The organism is Staphylococcus sp. HMSC069E10 (assembly GCF_001809205.1).
Taxonomy (GTDB): domain Bacteria; phylum Bacillota; class Bacilli; order Staphylococcales; family Staphylococcaceae; genus Staphylococcus; species Staphylococcus hominis.
This window is the reverse complement of sequence record NZ_KV796496.1, coordinates 1-20,228: the sequence shown is the minus strand read 5'-3', so window position 1 is coordinate 20,228 and position 20,228 is coordinate 1. Positions and strand designations below refer to the sequence as shown.

Genomic DNA, 20,228 nt, shown 5'->3' with positions numbered 1-20,228 from the left:
AAATCAGAAGCAAGACAAGCAATTGATGATTTAGCTAAACTTAAAAAAGCAACTATTGATTTAACGCAAGAAGCAACTGAAGAAGAAAAAGAAGCAGCGAAAAGTAAAGTGGATCAAGCGTTAACAGAAGCTAAAACTCATATCAACGAAGCAGAAAATGATGATGGAGTTGATAACGCGAAAACAAAAGGGATAAATGTTATTAATACAATCCAACTTGAAATTATAAAAAAAGTAGAGGCAAAACATGAAATTGACCAATCTGCAATTGCTAAGAAAAAAATTATAGATCAAACACCAGATGCAACTGAAGAAGAAAAAGAAGTAGCAAAACAAAAAGTAGATGAAGAAGCTACAAAAGCAAAAGATAATATTGATCAAGCTACAACAAATGATGCAGTGGATCAAGCAAAAACAACAGGAAATACAGAGATCAATAATATACAACCAGAAGTGGTTAAAAAATCTTTAGCAAGACAAGCAATTGATGAAGTAGCAAAAGTAAAAAAAGAAAAAATTAATCAAATGCTAGATGCAACTGAAGAAGAAAAAGAAGCAGCAAAACAAAAAGTTGATGAAGAAGTTATAAAAGCGAAAAATAATATAGATCAAGCTACAACAAATGATGGTGTGAATAATGCTAAAACAACTGGTAAAAATACTATTGAAAATATACAACCAGAAGTAGTTAAAAAATCAGAAGCAAGAAAAGCGATAGATGAAGCAGCAACTCTTAGAAAAAATCTAATTGATCAAGATAATTCGACAACAAAAGAAGAAAAAGACATAGCTAAACAAAAAATTGATGATGAGGTTAATAAAGCTAAAAGAAATGTTGATCAATCAATAAATAATTCCAATGTAGATAATGCACAAATTAATGGTATAAGTGCAATAAATAATATAAATGCGGTAGCTTTGAAAAAAACACAAGCAAAAAAATCTATAGATGATGAAGTAACAGCAAAAAAAGCAGAAATTGATAGTAATCATGAAGCAACGAATGAAGAAAAAGAAATGACAAAACGTAAAGTAGATGAAGCAGCAACAAAAGCGAAACATAATGTTGATCAATCTACAACGAATGATACAGTAGATCAATCAACTCAAATTGGAATTTCAATTATATCTAATATTCAACCAGAGACAATACAAAAATCTTTAGCTAGACAAGCGATAGATGATGAAGCAACAATTAAAAAAGCAGAAATTGAGAATAATCACAATGCAACAAAAGAAGAAAAGGATGTGGCTAGACAAAAAGTAGATGAAGAAGTTATAAAAGCAAAGAATAATATTGCTCAATCTACGACTAATTCTGATGTTGAAATAGCCAAAGAAAGTGGTAAACATGCTATTGATGAAATCCAACCAGAAATAGTTAAAAAATCTGTAGCTAAACAAACTATCGACGAATTAGCTAAACAAAAGAAAGCAGAAATTGATCAAACACCAAACGCAACAAAAGAAGAAAAGGATGCAGCAAAACAAAAAGTAGAAGAGGCAGTAATGAGAGCTAAAAAACTGCTCGAAGGTGCCAATACTAACTCAGATGTCGATCAGACTACAGAGCAAGGTAAACAATCAATTAATAGTATTCAAGTTGAAGTTATTAAAAAAGCAGATGCTTTATCTAAATTAGAAGTGGAATTACAAAAATTAAAAGATAAAGTATCATCTGATCAAACATTTACAATAGATGAAAAACTATTCATAAAACAAAAACTTGATGAATCATATAAAAAAGCAGAAGAAAAAGTAAACCAAGCTCAAACTAATAAACAAGTTGATAATATAAAAATACATTATCTTCAAGAATTTAATAAAATAGTTCTAATCGACAAAGTAAAATTGAAAGCTAAATCTCAAATTTTTGATGTAGCAAATAAACGTAAAGCGTATATTAAAGGATTAACAAATATATCAGAATATAATAGAAATAAAGCTTATAAACAAATTGATGTTTATGTTATGAAAGCCTTAAATAAATTAGTTGAAAATGTGACTACTAATGATATTAATGAATTAACGAGAGTGACTATTAATGAGATTGAACATGTGAATGTTAAGCAATTTGAAAATAACTTTGGATTGGTTAATGACAACAAAGTTACATTTAATAATTTTAATAATAAATTTAATGTGAATAATAATCATTCAAAATTAAATACTCTACCTTATACAGGTGAAAATGAAAACTCATTATTATCTTTAGCTGAGTTCACATTATTAAGTGGTCTGCTATTATTATTAAAACGAAGAAAAAAAGAAGATAAATAATAAAAAATAAATTCAGTTATCTTCGTATTCAAAATATGAAATAAAAAACACTCCAAAAGTTATAATTTTACTTAACTTTTGGAGTGTTTTTTATTTTTAAGTATATATAAATTGTCTAGCTTCGTTTCCAGCGACGTGGCCGGTAACTAAAGCACTTGTAATATTGTAGCCGCCTGTATACCCATGAATGTCTAATACTTCTCCACATAAAAATAAACCAGGTTGAATTTTTGACATCATTGTTTTAGGCCATATTTCTTTAAGAGAAACGCCACCACCCGTAACAAATGCTCTTTCAATTGAAAGGGTACCATTAACAGTGAAAATGAATTGTTTGAAATGTTCTGCGAGGTGAGTCAACTGTTGATTTGAAAGATGATGAAATGTTGTATTTTCATTAATATTAGCCTGTTCTAGCATAAACAATAAATATCTTTCTTCTATTAAACCACGCAGTGCATTTTTTATATATTTGTCTGGTTCTTCGCTTAAGATTTTCTTTATTTTATTTTCTAAATCTTGTAAAGAAATCTCTGGAAATACATCTAATTGTAATTGTATGTCTTGTTTTTTCTGATTTTTTTGTTCTTTATAAACGAATTGGCTACAACGTAATGCAGCTGGTCCACTTACACCAAAGTGTGTAAAAATCATATCCATTTGATGACTAATACGTTTTTTACCATTTTTCTTTAAAACTGATAATTCTACATTTTTTAAACTTAAGCCTTTAAGTGTTTTATTTTTAATAAAAGATTCACTAGATGTAATAGGAACTTCAGTAGGGAATAATTCAGTAATAGTGTGGCCTAGATTTTTAGCAAATCTGTAGCCATCACCTGTGGACCCAGTTTGGGGGACGCTTGTTCCACCAGTCGCAATAATAACTGTTTTTGATTCAAATTCGCCATCTTGTGTTTTTACTATAAAAGATTGATCATTTTTAGAAATGTCATTAACAACAGTTTCTTCTTTAATTTCAACGTTGTTATTCTTAATTGTATTAACTAAAGTATCAACAATATCTTGTGATTTGTTTGAAACTGGAAACATTCTTCCATGATCTTCTTCTTTTAATTTTATACCACGACTTTCAAAAAATTCTATTATGGATTCGTTATCAAATTTTGAAAATGGACTATATAAAAATTTACCGTTTCCGGGTATATTTTTGATGATTTCTTCATAAGGTAGACGATTAGTCACATTACATCTACCACCACCAGAAATTTTTAATTTTCTTCCAAGACCTTTTTTCTTTTCGATTAATAGAACCTTACTACTATTTTCACTCGCAGCAACTGCTGCCATTAATCCGCTTGGTCCACCGCCAATGATTATTGTTTGATACATATATTAACCTCCGTTATCATACATTTATATTCTACATAAATACTTATTATTTTGCGAACCGAAGTAGAATTTTGCGTTAAAAAGTGTATTAAATACATAAATAAAAAACTTACAATATTTTTATTTAATAATAGTGAGAATAATTGACAAAAAAAACTTAAAAAGAAACGAGAAACAATAAGTATTTTGTGATATATTTTATAGTAATGCAAGTCCTTAGTTTAGACAGATGTATAACGACATAGTTTGATTAAATTAAAGATAGGAAGATTGAATATGAGTGAAAATAAGGAAATGGTGCGCGGAACCTTTTTAATAACATTTAGTATTTTAATTACTAAAATTCTAGGTGTTTTATTTGTAATTCCTTTTTATGCGATTATGGGTGCAAATGCGGAGGAAAAGTTAGCGCCATTTAACTATGCTTATGTTCCTTATAATATTGCTATTGCTGTCGCGACAGCTGGAGTGCCTTTAGCAGCTTCAAAATTTGTAGCAAAGTATAATGCAATAGGAGCATATAGAGTTGGACAGAAACTCTATAAATCGAGTTTTATCGTAATGTCGATATCAGGTATTATAGGATTTTTAATATTGTTTTATTTAGCACCTGATATTGCAGTTATTACTTTAGGTCAAAAAGAAGGAAAAAGTGGATGGACAGTACCAGAGATTACTTGGATTATTCGTATCATCAGTATAGTAGTGGTTTTTATCCCACTATTAGCAACATGGAGAGGGGTATTCCAAGGTTATCAATCGATGGGTCCAACTGCTGTATCTGAAGTTACTGAACAATTAGCCAGAATTATATTTATATTAATAGGTAGTTATTTAGTTTTAAATGTTTTTCATGGTACATATCTACAAGCTAATGGTGTAGCTACATTCGCAGCCGCTGTGGGAGCAATTGCAGGTTTATTTACTCTTTGGTATTACTGGAAAAAACGTAAACCTCACATTCAAAAAATGGTAGAGTCTGATCGTACAGGATTAGACATTTCTTATGGAAGAATGTATAAAGAAATTATTGCATACAGTATTCCGTTTGTAATTGTTAGTTTAAACTTTCCATTATTTAACCTTGTTGATCAATTTACACATAACAATGCACTAGATGCAGCAGGATTCCATGCAAATAAAGATTATTTCTTTACGATATTAAACTTTACAACCAATAAAATTGTAATGATTCCAACATCACTTGCAGCAGGTTTTGCGGTAAGTTTAATACCATATATTACTAAAACATATGCAGAAGGTCGTTTAACTGAAATGCATCGTCAAATTAAAACATCAATCGGTGTATTAATGTATATTACAGTTCCAGCAAGTTTAGGGATAATGGCACTGGCTGCACCTTTATATACAGTTTTCTATCAATATAATCCAGATGGAAACAAAATGTTATTTATCTATGCCCCTGTAGCAATATTAATTTCTTTACTTAGTGTTACTGCTTCGATGTTACAAGGTATAGACAAACAAAAATTGACAGTGTTTGTCATTTTAGGAGCCGTTGTATTAAAGTTAGCACTTAATATTCCATTAATTATGACTTTCCATACTGCAGGAGCAATTTTAAGTACTGCTATTGCATTGAGTTTTGCGATTACAGCAAATTTCTTTATTTTAAAAATATATGCGAAATATGAATTTACAGAAACATTTGTGCAAGTAGCGAAAATTTTTATTTATAGTTTAATCATGATGATTAGTGTAGAAATTGTTTACTTAATTTTAGGTCATTTTGTCCCTGTAGAACGTAAATTTGGAGCAATGATTATATTATTTGTTGGGGTTATTATCGGTGCATTAGTGTATGGCGGTATCACAATTAAAAATCGATTAGCTGATCAATTTCTTGGTGAATTACCAGCAAAGATTAGACGTAAAGTTGGATTCTTAAGATGAGGTTAGATAAATTTTTATCGAATATGGGAGTTGGCACGCGTACTGAGGTAAAGCAGCTTTTAAAGAAAAATAGTGTCAAAGTTAATGATAAAGTGGAAAAATCGCCTAAATCCCAAGTGAATCCTGAGCAAGATGAAATTACTGTAGATGGCAAAATAATAGAGTATATTAATCATGTTTATATTATGTTAAATAAGCCCAAAGGATATGTTTCTGCTACTTATGATGATATAAATCAAACAGTGATAGATCTTATTGATGATTACCGTCATCTTGATATATTTCCAGTAGGCAGACTAGATAAAGATACTGAAGGTTTATTACTTATTACTAATGATGGACAATTTAACCATAATTTAATGAGTCCATCTAAACATGTGTCTAAAACGTATAAAGTAACCTCTAAATATCCTATTAAAAACGAAGATATTATTGCTTTTAAAAATGGAATTGAACTATCAGATGGCAAAGTAAAACCAGCACAACTTGAAAAACTAGATCATAAATTATCTTTAGTTACTATTTATGAAGGAAAGTATCATCAAGCGAAAAGAATGTTTCATTCAATTGATAATGAGGTATTAGAATTAAAACGTCTTAAAATTTCTAATTTGACGTTAGATGAAAACTTAAAATCTGGAGAGTATCGTTTACTAACTTCAGAAGAATTAAAACTTTTATAGTAATAAAAGAGAAAAGGGGTAATATGATGGCTAAAAGTGCAGGTTTATTAAGAATTGTGGCAGGAATTGGTGCTGCAGCGGCTGCAGTAGCATTATCACGTGAAAGTAGCAGAAATAAATTAAAAGCTGAGTATAATAAATATAAAGAAAATCCAGAAGGCTATAAACAAAATGCGAAAGGGCTAGTTAATGATATTAGCTCAAAAGCAAATGAAACAATTCAAAACGTAAAGAATGACCCACAAGGTTATGCAAATCGTTTAAAAAATGATCCTAAATCTTTATTACAAGATGAAAAATCTAAATTCACTAATGTGAATACTAAAAAAAATGATACACATGAATTAGCAGAAGGTAAATTTGATGATGAAGGTGGCGCAACTGTTAATAATAATTTAAGAGTAGTCACTGAAGAAGATTTGAAAAACAATCATAATGCCTTAGACGATAGACATTAAACTTAAATTTTAAAGAAGTGAGAAAATTTTTTCTCACTTCTTTTTTTATATGTACTATGAAATTTTCTGACATCTTGTTGTCATTTAATACTAGATTTATGTAAAATAATAGGTATATCTATTGAAAAGGAAGTTGATCTCTAATGTGGAAAGAAAAAGTACAAGAATATGAAAGTCAAATTATTGAAGATTTAAATGGATTACTTTCAATCAAGAGTGTGAGAGATGATAGTCAAGCTTCAGAGGAAGCACCAGTTGGCCCTGGACCTCGTGAAGCTCTTGATTATATGTATAAAATCGCTCAAAGAGATGGTTTTTCTACCCATGATGTTGATCATATTGCTGGAAGAATTGAAGCAGGTCAAGGTGAAGATGTATTGGGAATTTTATGTCATGTAGATGTCGTTCCTGCTGGAGACGGTTGGGATTCTGATCCATTTAAACCTGTTGTAACAGATGATGCTATTGTGGCAAGAGGTACACTTGATGATAAAGGTCCAACTATCGCAGCTTACTATGCAGTTAAAATTTTAAATGAAATGAATGTAGATTGGAAAAAACGTATTCATATTATTATTGGTACAGATGAAGAATCTGACTGGAAATGTACAGAAAGATATTTCAAAACAGAAGAAATGCCTGCTTTAGGTTTTGCACCAGATGCTGAATTCCCTGCTATTCATGGTGAAAAAGGAATTACAACATTTGATTTAGTCCAAAATGTAAGCTCACATCATACTGATCATTCAGAAGCAAAACTTCTTTCATTTGAATCTGGTCAACGCTATAACATGGTTCCTGATCATGCTAAAGCACATATTTTGGTTGAAAAAAATATGACAGACGTAGTTCAACATTTCGAACATTATCTAGACCAACGTCAACTAGAAGGTGAAGCGGTTGTAGATAATGGTGAATTGATATTAACTGTTGAAGGGAAAGCCGTCCATGGTATGGATCCTTCACTTGGTGTGAATGCTGGTTTATATCTTATTGACTTCCTATCAACTTTGAATCTTAATCAAGCTGCAAAAGAATTCGCTGAATTTAGTAATCGTTATTTACATGAATCTCATTTTGGTGAAAAAATGGGTATGAAGTTCCATACTGATGTTATGGGAGACGTGACAACAAACGTAGGTATCATTACGTATGATAAAGAAAAAGGTGGCAAATTTGGTATCAATTTACGTTATCCTAAAGGCTTCGAATTTGAAACTGCTTTAGAACGTTTTAAAAATGAAATCAAATCTCAAGGGTTTGAAATAGAATTAGGTAAAGTTCAACAACCTCATTTCGTAGATAAAAATGATCCATTTGTACAAAAACTTGTCACTGCTTATAGAAATCAAACAGGTGATATGACAGAACCTTATACAATTGGTGGAGGCACTTATGCACGTAATTTAGACAAAGGTGTTGCATTTGGAGCTATGTTTGAAGATTCAGAGGATTTAATGCATCAAAAGAATGAATATATTACTAAAAAACAATTATTCAACGCAACAAGTATCTATTTAGAAGCAATTTATTCACTATGTGTGGAGGGATAAATAATGACAAAAGTATTTATTAACGGAGAATTTTTAAATCAAGAAGACGCAAAAGTGTCTTATGAAGACCGAGGTTATGTATTTGGAGATGGTATATATGAATATATTCGTGCATACAACGGTAAATTATTTACAGTAACTGAACACTTTGAAAGGTTCCTTAGAAGTGCGAGTGAAATTCAAATCGATTTAGGCTATACTGTCGAGGAGCTAACAGATATTGTAAGACAACTTTTAAAAATCAATGACATTCAAAATGGTGGAATTTATATTCAAGCGACAAGAGGTGTAGCACCAAGAAACCATTCTTTCCCAACTCCAGAAGTTAAACCTGCTATTATGGCATTTGCTAAAAGTTATGATCGTCCATACGACGACTTTGAAAATGGCATTAATGCTGTAACAGTTGAAGATATTAGATGGTTACGTTGTGACATTAAAAGTTTAAATTTATTAGGAAATGTTCTTGCTAAAGAATATGCAGTTAAATATAATGCAACAGAAGCCATTCAACATAGAGATGAAACTGTTACTGAAGGTGCGTCAAGTAATGTGTATGCGATTAAAGATGGCGAAATCTATACACATCCCGTTAATAATTACATTTTAAATGGTATTACTCGAAAAGTAATTAAATGGGTTGCTGAAGATTACAACATACCATTTAATGAAGAAACATTTACAGTTGATTTCTTAAAAAATGCAGATGAAGTCATTGTGTCTAGTACTTCTGCTGAAGTAACACCTGTCGTTAAGATTGATGGCGAAATTGTAAATGATGGTAAAGTAGGTCCAATTACTAAAAAATTACAAGAAGGATTCGAAAAGTATATTGAATCAAAAAGTATCAATTAACTTTAAATTTCTTCAACGATGATGTATATGATATGTTATAATATTTATAAAGCATTCGGGATTTTAGCTTTTTCATACTAGTAAAATGTATCATTTTGTTTCTCATTTTCAGTTGAAAAATTAAGCTAAAAATTATAAAATCATCATTGAGTGATTAAAGAGATAACGTAAAAAATTTAAATGATTTGAAGACATTTAAATAATAATTTTACCAATATAACAAAAACAAAGTTAGAAATATAATCGTTAGATAAAAAGCGATGATTAAATTAGATATATGGCTCTTGAAAAACTATATTTCTCGAGCCATTTTCTAGTTGAAAGTGAGGTGAACGAGTTGGAGCAGTTTTATCAATTAGGGTGGACGCTTGATTCTGCAGGTGGAGCATCTGGAGAAGCGTATATGGCTGAACAAGATGGACAAAAATTATTTCTTAAGCGTAACTCAAATCCATTTATTGCAGCTTTATCTGCAGAAGGTATTGTGCCTAAGTTAGTTTGGACAAAACGTATTGAAACAGGCGAAGTGGTAACAGCACAACATTGGAAAAATGGTAGAGAACTTACACCATCTGAAATGTCTCAAAGAAGAGTTGCTGAACTTCTCAAAAAAATACATGGTTCAAAACCACTACTTAATATGTTAAAACGTATGGAAATGGAGCCTATTACCCCAAATATTATGTTAAAGAAAATTAATGCTTCTTTATCTAGAGACGTATTAACCCATCATATTATTCGAAAAGCATTAACTTACTTGGAAGATTATATTCCTAATTTAGATTCACGTTTCTTTACAGTAGTTCATGGTGATGTTAATCATAATAACTGGTTACTTTCTGATCGTGATGAGTTATTTTTAGTAGATTGGGAAGGTGCAATGATTGCTGATCCAGCCATCGATATTGGTATGCTGCTATACAACTACGTTCCAAAACAACAATGGTCTAACTGGTTCAATACTTATGGTGTTAAAGAAAGTATGGACTTAAATAAACGTATGAAATGGTATACTGTGATTCAATCAATCGGCATGATTCAATGGTATGAAGAACAAAAAAGATTTAAAGATATGAACACATGGCTCAAATTTTTAAATGAGGTAATGAATAGTAATTTATTTATTTAAGGAGATTTAATACATGAGAGTCCGTTATAAACCATGGGCAGAAGATTATTTGAAAGAACATCCTGACCTAGTAGACATGGATGGTTCGCATGCTGGCAAAATGAGTGATTGGTTTGATAAGAAACAGCCAATCTATATTGAAATCGGTTCAGGAATGGGGCAATTTATAACTACACTTGCAGAGCAACATCCTGAAATTAATTTTGTTTCTTTAGAACGTGAAAAAAGCGTTATGTATAAAGTGCTTGATAAAGTAAAGGATAAAGGACTCACAAATTTAAAAATGATTTGCAATGATGCAATTGAACTAAATGAGTACTTTAAAGAGAATGAAGTATCTAGAATTTATTTAAATTTCTCGGATCCTTGGCCAAAAAAAAGACATGCAAAACGTCGTTTAACGTATCGCACTTTTTTAGCTCTATATGAACAAATTCTTAAAGAAGATGGAGAAATACACTTTAAAACAGATAATAGAGGTTTATTTGCTTATAGTCTTGAAAGCATGTCACAATATGGAATGTATTTTACAAAGTTAAATTTAAATCTTCATGATGAAGATGATGAAGATAATATATTAACTGAATATGAGAAAAAATTTTCTGATAAAGGTTCCCGTATTTATAGAATGGAAGCCAAATTTCATAAAAATTAATAAATAATATATTAAATCCAACACACGAGCGTAAGAAGCAAATACATTCTTACGCTCGTGTGTTGTTTTATCATTTATTGCTCTTTATGATAAATATAAGTACATATGATAAACATCCATGCAATATATAAGAGAAAAAGAAAAAATTTAGTCCATATTTCATCTAAAATGATTATTGATTTTTGTATTATCATAGTAATCGTTACTTTACTGTTAAGTTCGAAAATGATAAAAAATTAATAAAAACATCAAACAAATGTAATTTAAAATATAAATATGAAGTGAAAAAAGTATTAAAATATTTTTTAAATATCAAAAAATAATATTAATTTTCTTCAATAGTAAGTATTTCACCTGTGTGTGCATCAGCATAGAAGGTATACTCTATATCACGGTTGTTTTTATTTTGAGTAATACCACCTTGATAAACAAAACGATTTAAATATTGCTCTTTATTTTGCAAAGGTTCATGAAGAATGTAAGAACCTTTAATATCCATAAAATATGATTTTACTTCCTCTAATATTCTATCCGGATTTTTTACTTTTTTGTTTTTCAATGTATGATAGAGTATAAAAGCCGTAGATGCTCCTATAGTTATTACGATGGGAATGGAGATATATTTTATAGTTTGACGAGTCATAATTATCGAATCTAACCTTTCTATTAATAGTTCTTATTATTAGTTTACCATAATCAAAATGATATAATAAATTTAAGGAGTGTGTTTATGTAATGGAAAACGATAAAACTTTACTTCGTATAAAAACATTAACAGAATTACATGGAGCACCAGGCTTTGAAGAAGAAGTACGTGACTACATGAAAAAAGAAATGACCCCATTTGTAGATGAAGTGATAACAACTCATTTGGGAAGTGTTTTTGGTATAAAAAAATCAAAAAAACAAAATGCAAAGCGTGTGATGATAGCGGCTCATATGGACGAAATTGGCTTTATGATTACGAACATCACTCAAAATGGCATGTTACAGTTTACTAATTTAGGCGGCGTATCTAATGATATATGGCAAGGACAACGACTGCAGGTTAAAAATAGAAAAGGTGAAAAAATTGTAGGTGTAGTTTCGAATATACCAAAACATTTTAGAACAGGTAATGAAGCGGTTCCTGAGATTAAAGATTTAATGTTAGATATAGGAGCAGAAAGTGATAAAGAAGTTCGATCACGTGGAATAGAAATAGGGGACACAATTGTTCCTTTTACACCATTCACTCAATTATCTGAACATCGATATAGTGCTAAGGCATGGGATAATCGTTACGGTTGTGTCTTAGCAATTGAAATATTAGAATTACTCAAAGATGTAGAATTAGATGTAGATTTATATGTGGGTGCAAATGTTCAAGAAGAAGTTGGATTAAGAGGTGCAAAAGCATCAACTGAATTAATACAGCCAGACATAGCATTCGTTGTAGATTGTTCTCCTGCAAATGATATTAAAGGTAAACAGCAATTATCTGGTCAATTAGGTGAAGGAACATTAATTCGAATTAAAGATGGTACAATGATTCTCTCTCCACGTTTCAGAGACTATCTACTGGAGTTAGTTGATACATTTGATATTCGTTCACAATACTATATTTCACCAGGTGGTACAGATGGGGGAGAAATCCATAAAGCAAATAAAGGTGTACCTACAGCAGTTATAGGCGTATGTGCAAGATATATTCATAGTACAGATGCGGTATTTGATATTAGAGACTATTATGCCGCGCGTGAATTATTAAAACAAGCTGTGAGTCACTTAACAAATGAAAACATTTTAACATTACAATTTCAAAGTGAGGAGAAATAATATGATTACATTAGAAACTGAAAAACAATTTGAAGAATTAAAAAATGAACAAACGGTATTTGAATTTACAGCTGGATGGTGTCCAGATTGTAAAGTGATTGAACCAGATTTACCGAAATTAGAAAAAAAATACTCTAATTTTAAATTTGTATCAGTAGATCGAGATAAATTTATAGATTTAGCAATTGAAAATGATATCATGGGTATTCCAAGTTTTCTCGTATATAAAAATGGTGAATTAATGGGAAGTTATATTGGAAAAGAACGAAAATCAATCGAACAAATAGATTCATTTTTAAGTCAATATGTGTAAATGAGTAATTAGGACTTAAACTTCTTATTTATATGAAAGAATAGCCTAATTTTTCTGTAACTGGAGCTCTTTTTATTGTAAAATATTGTAAGGTGCGAAAATAGGAGTGTTTTAATATGAACGTCTTTCAAATGAGAGATACATTAAAACAACGTTTAAAACATTTAGACGTTGATTTTAAGTTTGATCGTGAAGAAGAAACATTACGTATATATAGACGAGATAATTTTAAAGGCGTAACTATCAAACTTAATGCAGTTGTAGCGAAGTATGAAGAACAAAAAGAGAAAATCATTGATGAAATTATCTATTATGTTGAAGAGGCAATTGCACAAATGGATGATAATGGTCTATCTAAAATGAAAGATATTCAAGTTATGCCTGTAATAAGATCAACTAGTTTTGATAAAAAAACTAAAGAAGGTCATCAATTTGTTATTGAAGAACATACTGCAGAAACTAATATTTATTATGCACTTGATTTAGGAAAATCGTACCGATTAATTGATGAAAGTATGTTAAAAACACTAGGTTTAACTTCACAACAAATTAAAGAAATGTCGTTGTTTAATATACGTAAACTTGAGAATAAATATAAAACAGATGAAGTAAAAGGAAATATTTTTTATTTTATCAATTCAAATGACGGATATGATGCGAGTCGTATTTTAAATACAAAGTTTTTAAATGACATTGAAGCTCAATGTGAAGGTGAAATGTTAGTCGCTGTTCCTCATCAAGATGTATTAATTATTGCTGATATACGCAATAAAACAGGCTATGATGTTATGGCACACTTGACGATGGAATTTTTTACTAAGGGACTTGTACCTATAACGTCACTTTCATTTGGTTATAAAAAAGAACATTTAGAGCCGATTTTTATTTTAGGAAAAAATAATAAACAAAAAAGAGATCCAAACGTTATTCAACGTTTAGAAGCGAATCGTAAAAAATTTAATAAAAAATAACTAATAATACGTAAAAAGGAGAATTTAAATGAATTTATTTTATAATAAAGAAGGCGTAGGGGACGTTGCATTTTTACAAATTGAACCAACAGATGGGCCTTTTGAATATGAAATAAAAAATAATGTGGTTGCTATTAAACATGAAAATCAAATTGTTGGATTTAATATTTTCGATTTTTCAAAAGTATATTCAGTTAATAGTAAGGGTCATATTAAATTAAATGAAACGCTTGTAGAAGCTATACAACAATCAATTACAAATGCAGGTTTTGATTATCAACTTGAAGCGGATTTATCACCTAAATTTGTTGTAGGCTATGTAGAAACTAAAGAAAAGCATCCTGATGCAGATAAATTAAGTATTTTGAAAGTTGATGTTGGTAGTGAAAAACTACAAATCGTGTGCGGTGCGCCAAATGTAGAAGCAGGTCAAAAAGTTGTCGTAGCTAAAGTCGGTGCAGTTATGCCAAGTGGAATGGTAATTAAAGATGCTGAATTACGTGGTGTTGCATCAAGTGGTATGATTTGTTCAATGAGAGAATTGAACTTGCCTAATGCACCTCAAGAAAAAGGAATCATGGTATTGTCTGATGATTATAAAGTAGGCAATGCATTTTTTGATTAAAAAAACTAGGAAGGATGTGGAAGTATGAGTTGGTTTGATGAATTATTTGGCAATGATAAACATTCTGATGAAGAATTACTAAGACGAAAAAATAAACGTCGACATAACTCAGAAACACAAAAGAATGGTGAGCATACCTTACTTCCTGAAAATGATGATATCTATGATCGTCCGCGTGGAAAATTTCGTTTTCCTATTGATATAGGGCAAGATGCTGAAACATATGATGAAGCGGTTTACAGAGAAGTTGATGAAGATGAATATATGTCGCAGAAATCACCTAAAGTTGATAAAGAATTTGGTTATGGCGCTTATAGTTATGATGAAATAGATAATAATAATGACTATCCTCAAACTTATGACAGTGCAACAGATACTCGAAGACGCAGAAGAAGACAGTATACAAATCATGATGATACTGGAGTGCCTTCAATTAAAGAAAGACCTTCTAATAAACGTAATAAGTCGTTGAATAGTACACAATTAAATGATAAAAATAATAGAAAAACGACTTCTCAATATCATAAGCATACAAATAATCATTCTCATGTGAAATTACAATCGGAGCGTTTTAAAGCAAACTATAAAACGACATCGAATTCTACATATCACCATTCAAGTTTTAGAACTTCAGAAGTACCGTCTGCAGTATTTGGTACAAAAAAACGCCGACCAATTGAAAACGGTGTTATCCCTCCACTAAAAGAGAATGAGAATGACGATAATCATAATGACGAGAAACATAATTCAAAACAAGATCAAACAGCACAACGAGTATCTGATAATGATGTAAAAACAAATATAAGCAAGTCTAAAAATGAACCGTTGAGTCAAACTAAGTATGAAGATACTGATGTTTCAATTATTAATGATCAAAATTCTAATATTTATGAAACTACATCTTCAAAAAGTAACGTTCCTAATTTTTCTCAAAAAGATAATACGGTGAATATTGAGAATATTTATGCGTCACAAATAGTAGAAGAAATTAGACGTGAAAGAGAAAAAAAAGCACAACAAAAACGTAAGTTTAAAGAAGCTTTACAGAATAAGCGTCAACAATCAGCGGATAATGATAACGAAATCCAAAAAGTCATTGATGAAATGTATGCAAATCAAGCTAAGCAGTACACTGGAGAGAGTTCTCTAGATCATGAAGAAAATAATGATGAAGAGAGAACGACATATACAGAAGATAGTACTGATAAAATGGAAGACTCAAATGAGAATACGATGAATAATCATGTGATTGATGAAGGGACTCAAACTGATTCAAATACATCTAATTATGATGACGATGATGAGCAGTATCAATATGAAGAAATTGATTTGAAATCTGTCCCAAATATTCAAACTGTTAATGATAAAGATGTAGAAGTACGAGAAGTTAATGATACGACATCTACAGACGAACATAATGATGAGCCATTGTCAGACGATAATCTTAACGTATCACCTATACATTCAACTAAAGACAAACAGCATCATCTTAATAAAAATGAAGATGCTCATTTAAGTAAAGTTAATGAATTGCAAGACAATAATTATACTTCAAAAGAAGAAGTAGAGGAAGCAAAGTATCATGGGATGAACGCTTCTTCGAATGAAGAGGTAACTAAACAATCAAATCATAACGATGATGACATTGACCATTCAATTGATAATGCAATTGAGACAGATACTGAGTATGCTTCTGAACAAATTGAACATAACAATGATTCAGTTCATGACTCATCATCTAACACTGAAGATGAAAAATTAGAAGATGATAACAAACAAATCGTTGAAAATGAGGATGTTTCATCATCTATTAAATCCTCAATCATTCCGGGTAGTAAACCTTTTAACGTTGTAATGACGCCATCTGACAAAAAACGTTTGATGGATGCTAAAAAATTCAAAAAAACTAATAAAGTTAGCGTTCCAGAATTAAAACCAGAGACAAAATTGGAAAATAAATCAGTTAGTACACCAAGTTCAAGTCCATCAGTAAAAGCGACTAATAATCATGAAGAGCATATTAAAAAGAATATTAATGAACAATCACTTCAAGATAATCAAGAAGATGAAACGAGTGAACTTTCAAATGTACAAAATGAAAATACACAAGCCATATCTATGACATTAAATACTCAGAATGAAGATCAAGATGAAAACGAGCAACACGAAAGTAAAGCTGCGATTAGAAAAGGTCCTAATATTAAATTACCAAGTCTTGAATTATTAGAAGATCCGGAAATTCATCAAATTGATAACTCATGGATTGAAGAGAAAAAACAAGAATTAAATGATGCGTTTTATTACTTTAATGTTCCTGCAGAAGTTCAAAATGTGACTGTAGGTCCAAGTGTAACACGATTTGAGTTAGCTGTTGAAAAAGGTGTGAAAGTTTCGAGAATTACTGCTTTGCAAGATGATTTAAAGATGGCACTGGCCGCTAAAGATATAAGAATTGAAGCACCTATTCCAGGTACAAGCTTGGTAGGTATTGAAGTACCAAACCAAAATTCTTCAAAAGTAAGTTTAAAATCAATCTTAGAATCATCTAAGTTTAAAAATACTGAATCTAAATTAACAGTAGCTATGGGTAATCGGATTAATAATGAGCCATTATTAATGGATATTGCTAAAACGCCTCATGCTTTAATAGCTGGAGCGACAGGTTCAGGTAAATCTGTATGTATTAACAGTATATTAATGTCATTATTATATAAAAATCATCCAGAAGAGTTGAGATTATTATTGATTGATCCAAAAATGGTTGAATTAGCGCCATATAATGACTTACCACATCTTGTTTCACCAGTTATTACAGATGTTAAAGCAGCTACTCAAAGTTTAAAGTGGGCTGTTGAAGAGATGGAAAGACGTTATAAACTGTTTGCAAAATATCACGTACGCAATATTACTGCTTTCAATAAAAAAGCGTCTTACGAACAACGTATGCCTAAGATAGTCATTGTTATTGATGAATTAGCAGATTTAATGATGATGGCTCCACAAGAAGTAGAACAATCTATTGCTAGAATTGCTCAAAAAGCGAGAGCTTGTGGAATTCATATGTTAGTAGCGACACAAAGACCTTCAGTTAATGTTATTACTGGACTTATTAAAGCTAATATACCAACCCGTATTGCATTTATGGTGTCTTCAAGCGTGGACTCTAGAACTATTATTGATAGTGGAGGCGCTGAAAGACTATTAGGGTACGGTGATATGCTATATTTAGGTAGTGGTATGAATAAACCTATACGTGTACAAGGTACATTTGTATCTGATGAAGAAATTGATGATGTCGTTGATTTCATCAAAGCACAAAGAGAACCAGAATATTTATTTGAAGAAAAAGAATTGTTGAAAAAGACTCAAACTCAAGCACGAGATGAATTATTTGATGATGTTTGTAGTTTTATGGTCAAAGAAGGACATATATCTACTTCATTAATCCAACGACATTTCCAAATTGGTTATAATCGTGCAGCAAGAATCGTCGATCAATTAGAACAACTAGATTATATATCTGGAGCAAACGGCTCTAAACCAAGAGATGTATTTATTACTGAGGCAGATTTAAAGAAAGATTAATTTTAAAGGAGTTTTATGGATATGACGCATTATCATTTTGTCGGAATTAAAGGTGCAGGAATGAGTTCATTAGCACAAATTATGCACGATTTAGGACATGAAGTTCAAGGTTCAGATATTGAAAAATATGTATTTACAGAAGGAGCACTTAAAAATAAAGGGATTAAAATTTTACCATTTAGTGTAGATAATATACATGAAGGAATGGTAGTTATTCAAGGTAATGCATTTCCTGATACACATGAAGAAATTGTTAGAGCACATGAATTAAAGTTGGATGTGATTAGATATCATGATTTTCTTGGTCAAGTCATTAATCAATATACATCGGTAGCAGTTACAGGTGCTCATGGTAAAACGTCTACAACTGGTTTATTATCTCACGTTATGAATGGAGACAAGAAAACATCATTCTTAATTGGTGATGGTACAGGAATGGGTTTACCAGGTAGTGATTATTTTGCATTTGAAGCGTGTGAATATAGACGTCATTTTTTAAGCTATCACCCAGATTATGCAATTATGACAAATATTGATTATGATCATCCTGATTATTTTAAAGATATTGACGATGTTGCTAGTGCTTTCCAAGAAATGGCAAATAATGTAAAAAAAGCGATTATTGCTTGGGGAGATGATGAACATTTAAGAAATCTAAAAGCAGATGTACCTATTTATTATTATGGTCTTAGTAAAAACGATGATGTATATGCAGATAATATACAAATAACTGAAAATGGTACTCAGTTTGATGTGTATATTAATGGAGAATACTATGATCACTTTTTAACACCACAATATGGTAATCATAATGTTCAAAATGCCTTAGCAGTTATTACAATTAGTTATCTTGAAAAAATGGATGTTAATAATATTAAAGAAGCTTTAGAAACATTTGGCGGTGTAAAACGTCGCTTTAATGAAACTTTTGTTTCAAAACAAGTATTAGTAGACGATTATGCTCACCATCCAAGAGAAATTAGTGCTACAATTGAAACAGCACGAAAAAAATATCCAAATAAAGATGTCGTTGCAGTATTCCAACCTCATACGTTTTCAAGAACTCAAGCTTTCTTAGATGAATTTGCTGATGCATTAAGTAAAGCAGACCATGTATTTTTATGTGAAATTTTTGGTTCAATACGTGAAAATACTGGAGAATTAACTATCCAAGATTTAATAAATCGTATTGACGGATCTGCGTTAATCGATGAAAATAGTATTGATGTATTAGAAAAATTTGATAATGCTGTTATTCTATTTATGGGTGCAGGAGATATTCAAAAAATCCAAGGTGCTTATGAAGAAAAAATTGGTATGTCAAAAGAATTCTAATATGTTTATATATAATTATTATGGGTATTTATAATTAATGACTTTTATTTTAAAAGAATATTTAGGAGGCGTTTTTTATGCATTGGATTTTACCAATTGCTGGAATTATTGCTGCAATCGCATTCTTAATTTTATGTATTGGAATTGTTGTAGTTTTAATTTCAGTTAAGAAAAATTTAGATCATGTGGCTAAAACACTTGATGGTGTTGAAGGTCAAGTTCAAGGTATTACTCGTGAAACTACTGATTTACTTCATAAAGCTAATCGCTTAACTGAAGACATTCAAGGTAAAGTTGAACGTTTAAACTCTGTTGTTGATGGCGTTAAAGGTATTGGCGACTCAGTTCAAACTTTAAATAGCTCAGTTGATCGTGTGACTAACTCAATCACACATAATATTTCTCAAAATGAAGATAAAATTTCTCAAGTAGTTCAATGGTCAAATGTTGCAATGGAAATTGCTGACAAATGGCAAAATAGACACTATCGTAGAGGAAGTGCAAACTACAGAGCTAACTCTGTAGCTAATGATGCAAATCAAAATTACACTACAAACGTTGAGAAAAACTTTTAATATGATTCAATCAAATGCACTTAAATGAGGTTTTTACTTGTTTAAGTGCATTTCTTATAGGAGGAATAAATATGAGTAAGAAATATAATCGTGACTCATTTGAAACGAACAACACTAGCAATGATT

General features: G+C 30.6%; 17 protein-coding genes. 15 read left to right on the top strand and 2 right to left on the bottom strand.

The window, feature by feature from the left end:
• On the top strand, nt 1-2,280 hold a 2,280-nt coding region (locus HMPREF2561_RS10110), incomplete at its 5' end, for a DUF1542 domain-containing protein (protein ID WP_176743834.1).
• 96 nt (nt 2,281-2,376) lie between these two features.
• Here the strand turns inward: HMPREF2561_RS10110 and HMPREF2561_RS10105 are convergent.
• Nucleotides 2,377-3,633, bottom strand: coding sequence for a BaiN/RdsA family NAD(P)/FAD-dependent oxidoreductase (locus HMPREF2561_RS10105; RefSeq protein ID WP_048761794.1), 1,257 nt, complete (start codon nt 3,631-3,633; stop codon nt 2,377-2,379).
• 276 nt (nt 3,634-3,909) lie between these two features.
• On the opposite strand from HMPREF2561_RS10105, the gene HMPREF2561_RS10100 reads away from it, so the two are divergent.
• The 7 genes from HMPREF2561_RS10100 (at nt 3,910) to trmB (ending at nt 10,880) form a co-directional block, all read left to right on the top strand.
• The gene (locus HMPREF2561_RS10100) at nt 3,910-5,547 is read left to right on the top strand and encodes a putative polysaccharide biosynthesis protein (protein WP_070468765.1); all 1,638 of its coding nucleotides are present in this window, start codon (nt 3,910-3,912) and stop codon (nt 5,545-5,547) included.
• Nucleotides 5,544-6,230 carry a pseudouridine synthase gene (locus tag HMPREF2561_RS10095; protein ID WP_070468763.1) on the top strand — a complete coding sequence of 229 codons (687 nt, stop codon included), beginning with the start codon at nt 5,544-5,546 and terminating at the stop codon, nt 6,228-6,230. Before HMPREF2561_RS10100 ends, HMPREF2561_RS10095 begins: the two co-directional genes overlap by 4 nt.
• A 26-nt stretch (nt 6,231-6,256) precedes the next feature.
• Nucleotides 6,257-6,688 carry a YtxH domain-containing protein gene (locus HMPREF2561_RS10090; RefSeq protein WP_002488017.1) on the top strand — a complete coding sequence of 144 codons (432 nt, stop codon included), beginning with the start codon at nt 6,257-6,259 and terminating at the stop codon, nt 6,686-6,688.
• A 143-nt stretch (nt 6,689-6,831) separates the two neighbouring features.
• Entirely contained in the window at nt 6,832-8,241 is a 1,410-nt protein-coding gene (pepV, locus tag HMPREF2561_RS10085) for a Cys-Gly-3M3SH dipeptidase (RefSeq protein WP_054105813.1), read from the top strand.
• 3 nt (nt 8,242-8,244) lie between these two features.
• Nucleotides 8,245-9,096 (top strand): D-amino-acid transaminase, encoded by an 852-nt coding sequence (gene dat, locus HMPREF2561_RS10080; RefSeq protein ID WP_070468761.1) that lies wholly within the window; start codon nt 8,245-8,247, stop codon nt 9,094-9,096.
• A 337-nt stretch (nt 9,097-9,433) separates the two neighbouring features.
• The gene (locus HMPREF2561_RS10075; RefSeq protein WP_070468760.1) at nt 9,434-10,225 is read left to right on the top strand and encodes a phosphotransferase family protein; all 792 of its coding nucleotides are present in this window, start codon (nt 9,434-9,436) and stop codon (nt 10,223-10,225) included.
• A gap of 13 nt (nt 10,226-10,238) precedes the next feature.
• Complete coding sequence (gene trmB / locus HMPREF2561_RS10070; RefSeq protein ID WP_002449690.1) at nt 10,239-10,880, top strand: tRNA (guanosine(46)-N7)-methyltransferase TrmB; 642 nt, start codon at nt 10,239-10,241, stop codon at nt 10,878-10,880.
• 325 nt (nt 10,881-11,205) lie between these two features.
• On the opposite strand, the gene HMPREF2561_RS10910 is transcribed toward trmB, so the two are convergent.
• On the bottom strand, nt 11,206-11,523 hold the full coding sequence (locus tag HMPREF2561_RS10910; RefSeq protein WP_039984215.1) for a PepSY domain-containing protein: 318 nt from the start codon (nt 11,521-11,523) through the stop codon (nt 11,206-11,208).
• 92 nt (nt 11,524-11,615) lie between these two features.
• On the opposite strand from HMPREF2561_RS10910, the gene HMPREF2561_RS10060 reads away from it, so the two are divergent.
• From HMPREF2561_RS10060 to HMPREF2561_RS10030, 7 genes are all read left to right on the top strand, one after another.
• The gene (locus HMPREF2561_RS10060; RefSeq protein WP_061544436.1) at nt 11,616-12,698 is read left to right on the top strand and encodes a M42 family metallopeptidase; all 1,083 of its coding nucleotides are present in this window, start codon (nt 11,616-11,618) and stop codon (nt 12,696-12,698) included.
• 1 nt (nt 12,699) lies between these two features.
• Nucleotides 12,700-13,011 (top strand): thioredoxin family protein, encoded by a 312-nt coding sequence (locus HMPREF2561_RS10055; RefSeq protein ID WP_002449688.1) that lies wholly within the window; start codon nt 12,700-12,702, stop codon nt 13,009-13,011.
• 116 nt (nt 13,012-13,127) lie between these two features.
• On the top strand, nt 13,128-13,982 hold the full coding sequence (locus HMPREF2561_RS10050) for a DUF1444 domain-containing protein (RefSeq protein ID WP_017176344.1): 855 nt from the start codon (nt 13,128-13,130) through the stop codon (nt 13,980-13,982).
• Nucleotides 13,983-14,010: 28 nt separating this feature from the next.
• The gene (gene ytpR / locus HMPREF2561_RS10045) at nt 14,011-14,607 is read left to right on the top strand and encodes a YtpR family tRNA-binding protein (RefSeq protein ID WP_017176343.1); all 597 of its coding nucleotides are present in this window, start codon (nt 14,011-14,013) and stop codon (nt 14,605-14,607) included.
• Nucleotides 14,608-14,631: 24 nt separating this feature from the next.
• On the top strand, nt 14,632-18,192 hold the full coding sequence (locus HMPREF2561_RS10040) for a DNA translocase FtsK (protein ID WP_070468757.1): 3,561 nt from the start codon (nt 14,632-14,634) through the stop codon (nt 18,190-18,192).
• A gap of 21 nt (nt 18,193-18,213) precedes the next feature.
• Nucleotides 18,214-19,527 (top strand): UDP-N-acetylmuramate--L-alanine ligase, encoded by a 1,314-nt coding sequence (murC, locus tag HMPREF2561_RS10035; protein WP_048761610.1) that lies wholly within the window; start codon nt 18,214-18,216, stop codon nt 19,525-19,527.
• Nucleotides 19,528-19,604: 77 nt separating this feature from the next.
• Nucleotides 19,605-20,102, top strand: coding sequence for a DUF948 domain-containing protein (locus tag HMPREF2561_RS10030; protein WP_002449680.1), 498 nt, complete (start codon nt 19,605-19,607; stop codon nt 20,100-20,102).
• Nucleotides 20,103-20,228 lie beyond the last annotated feature (126 nt).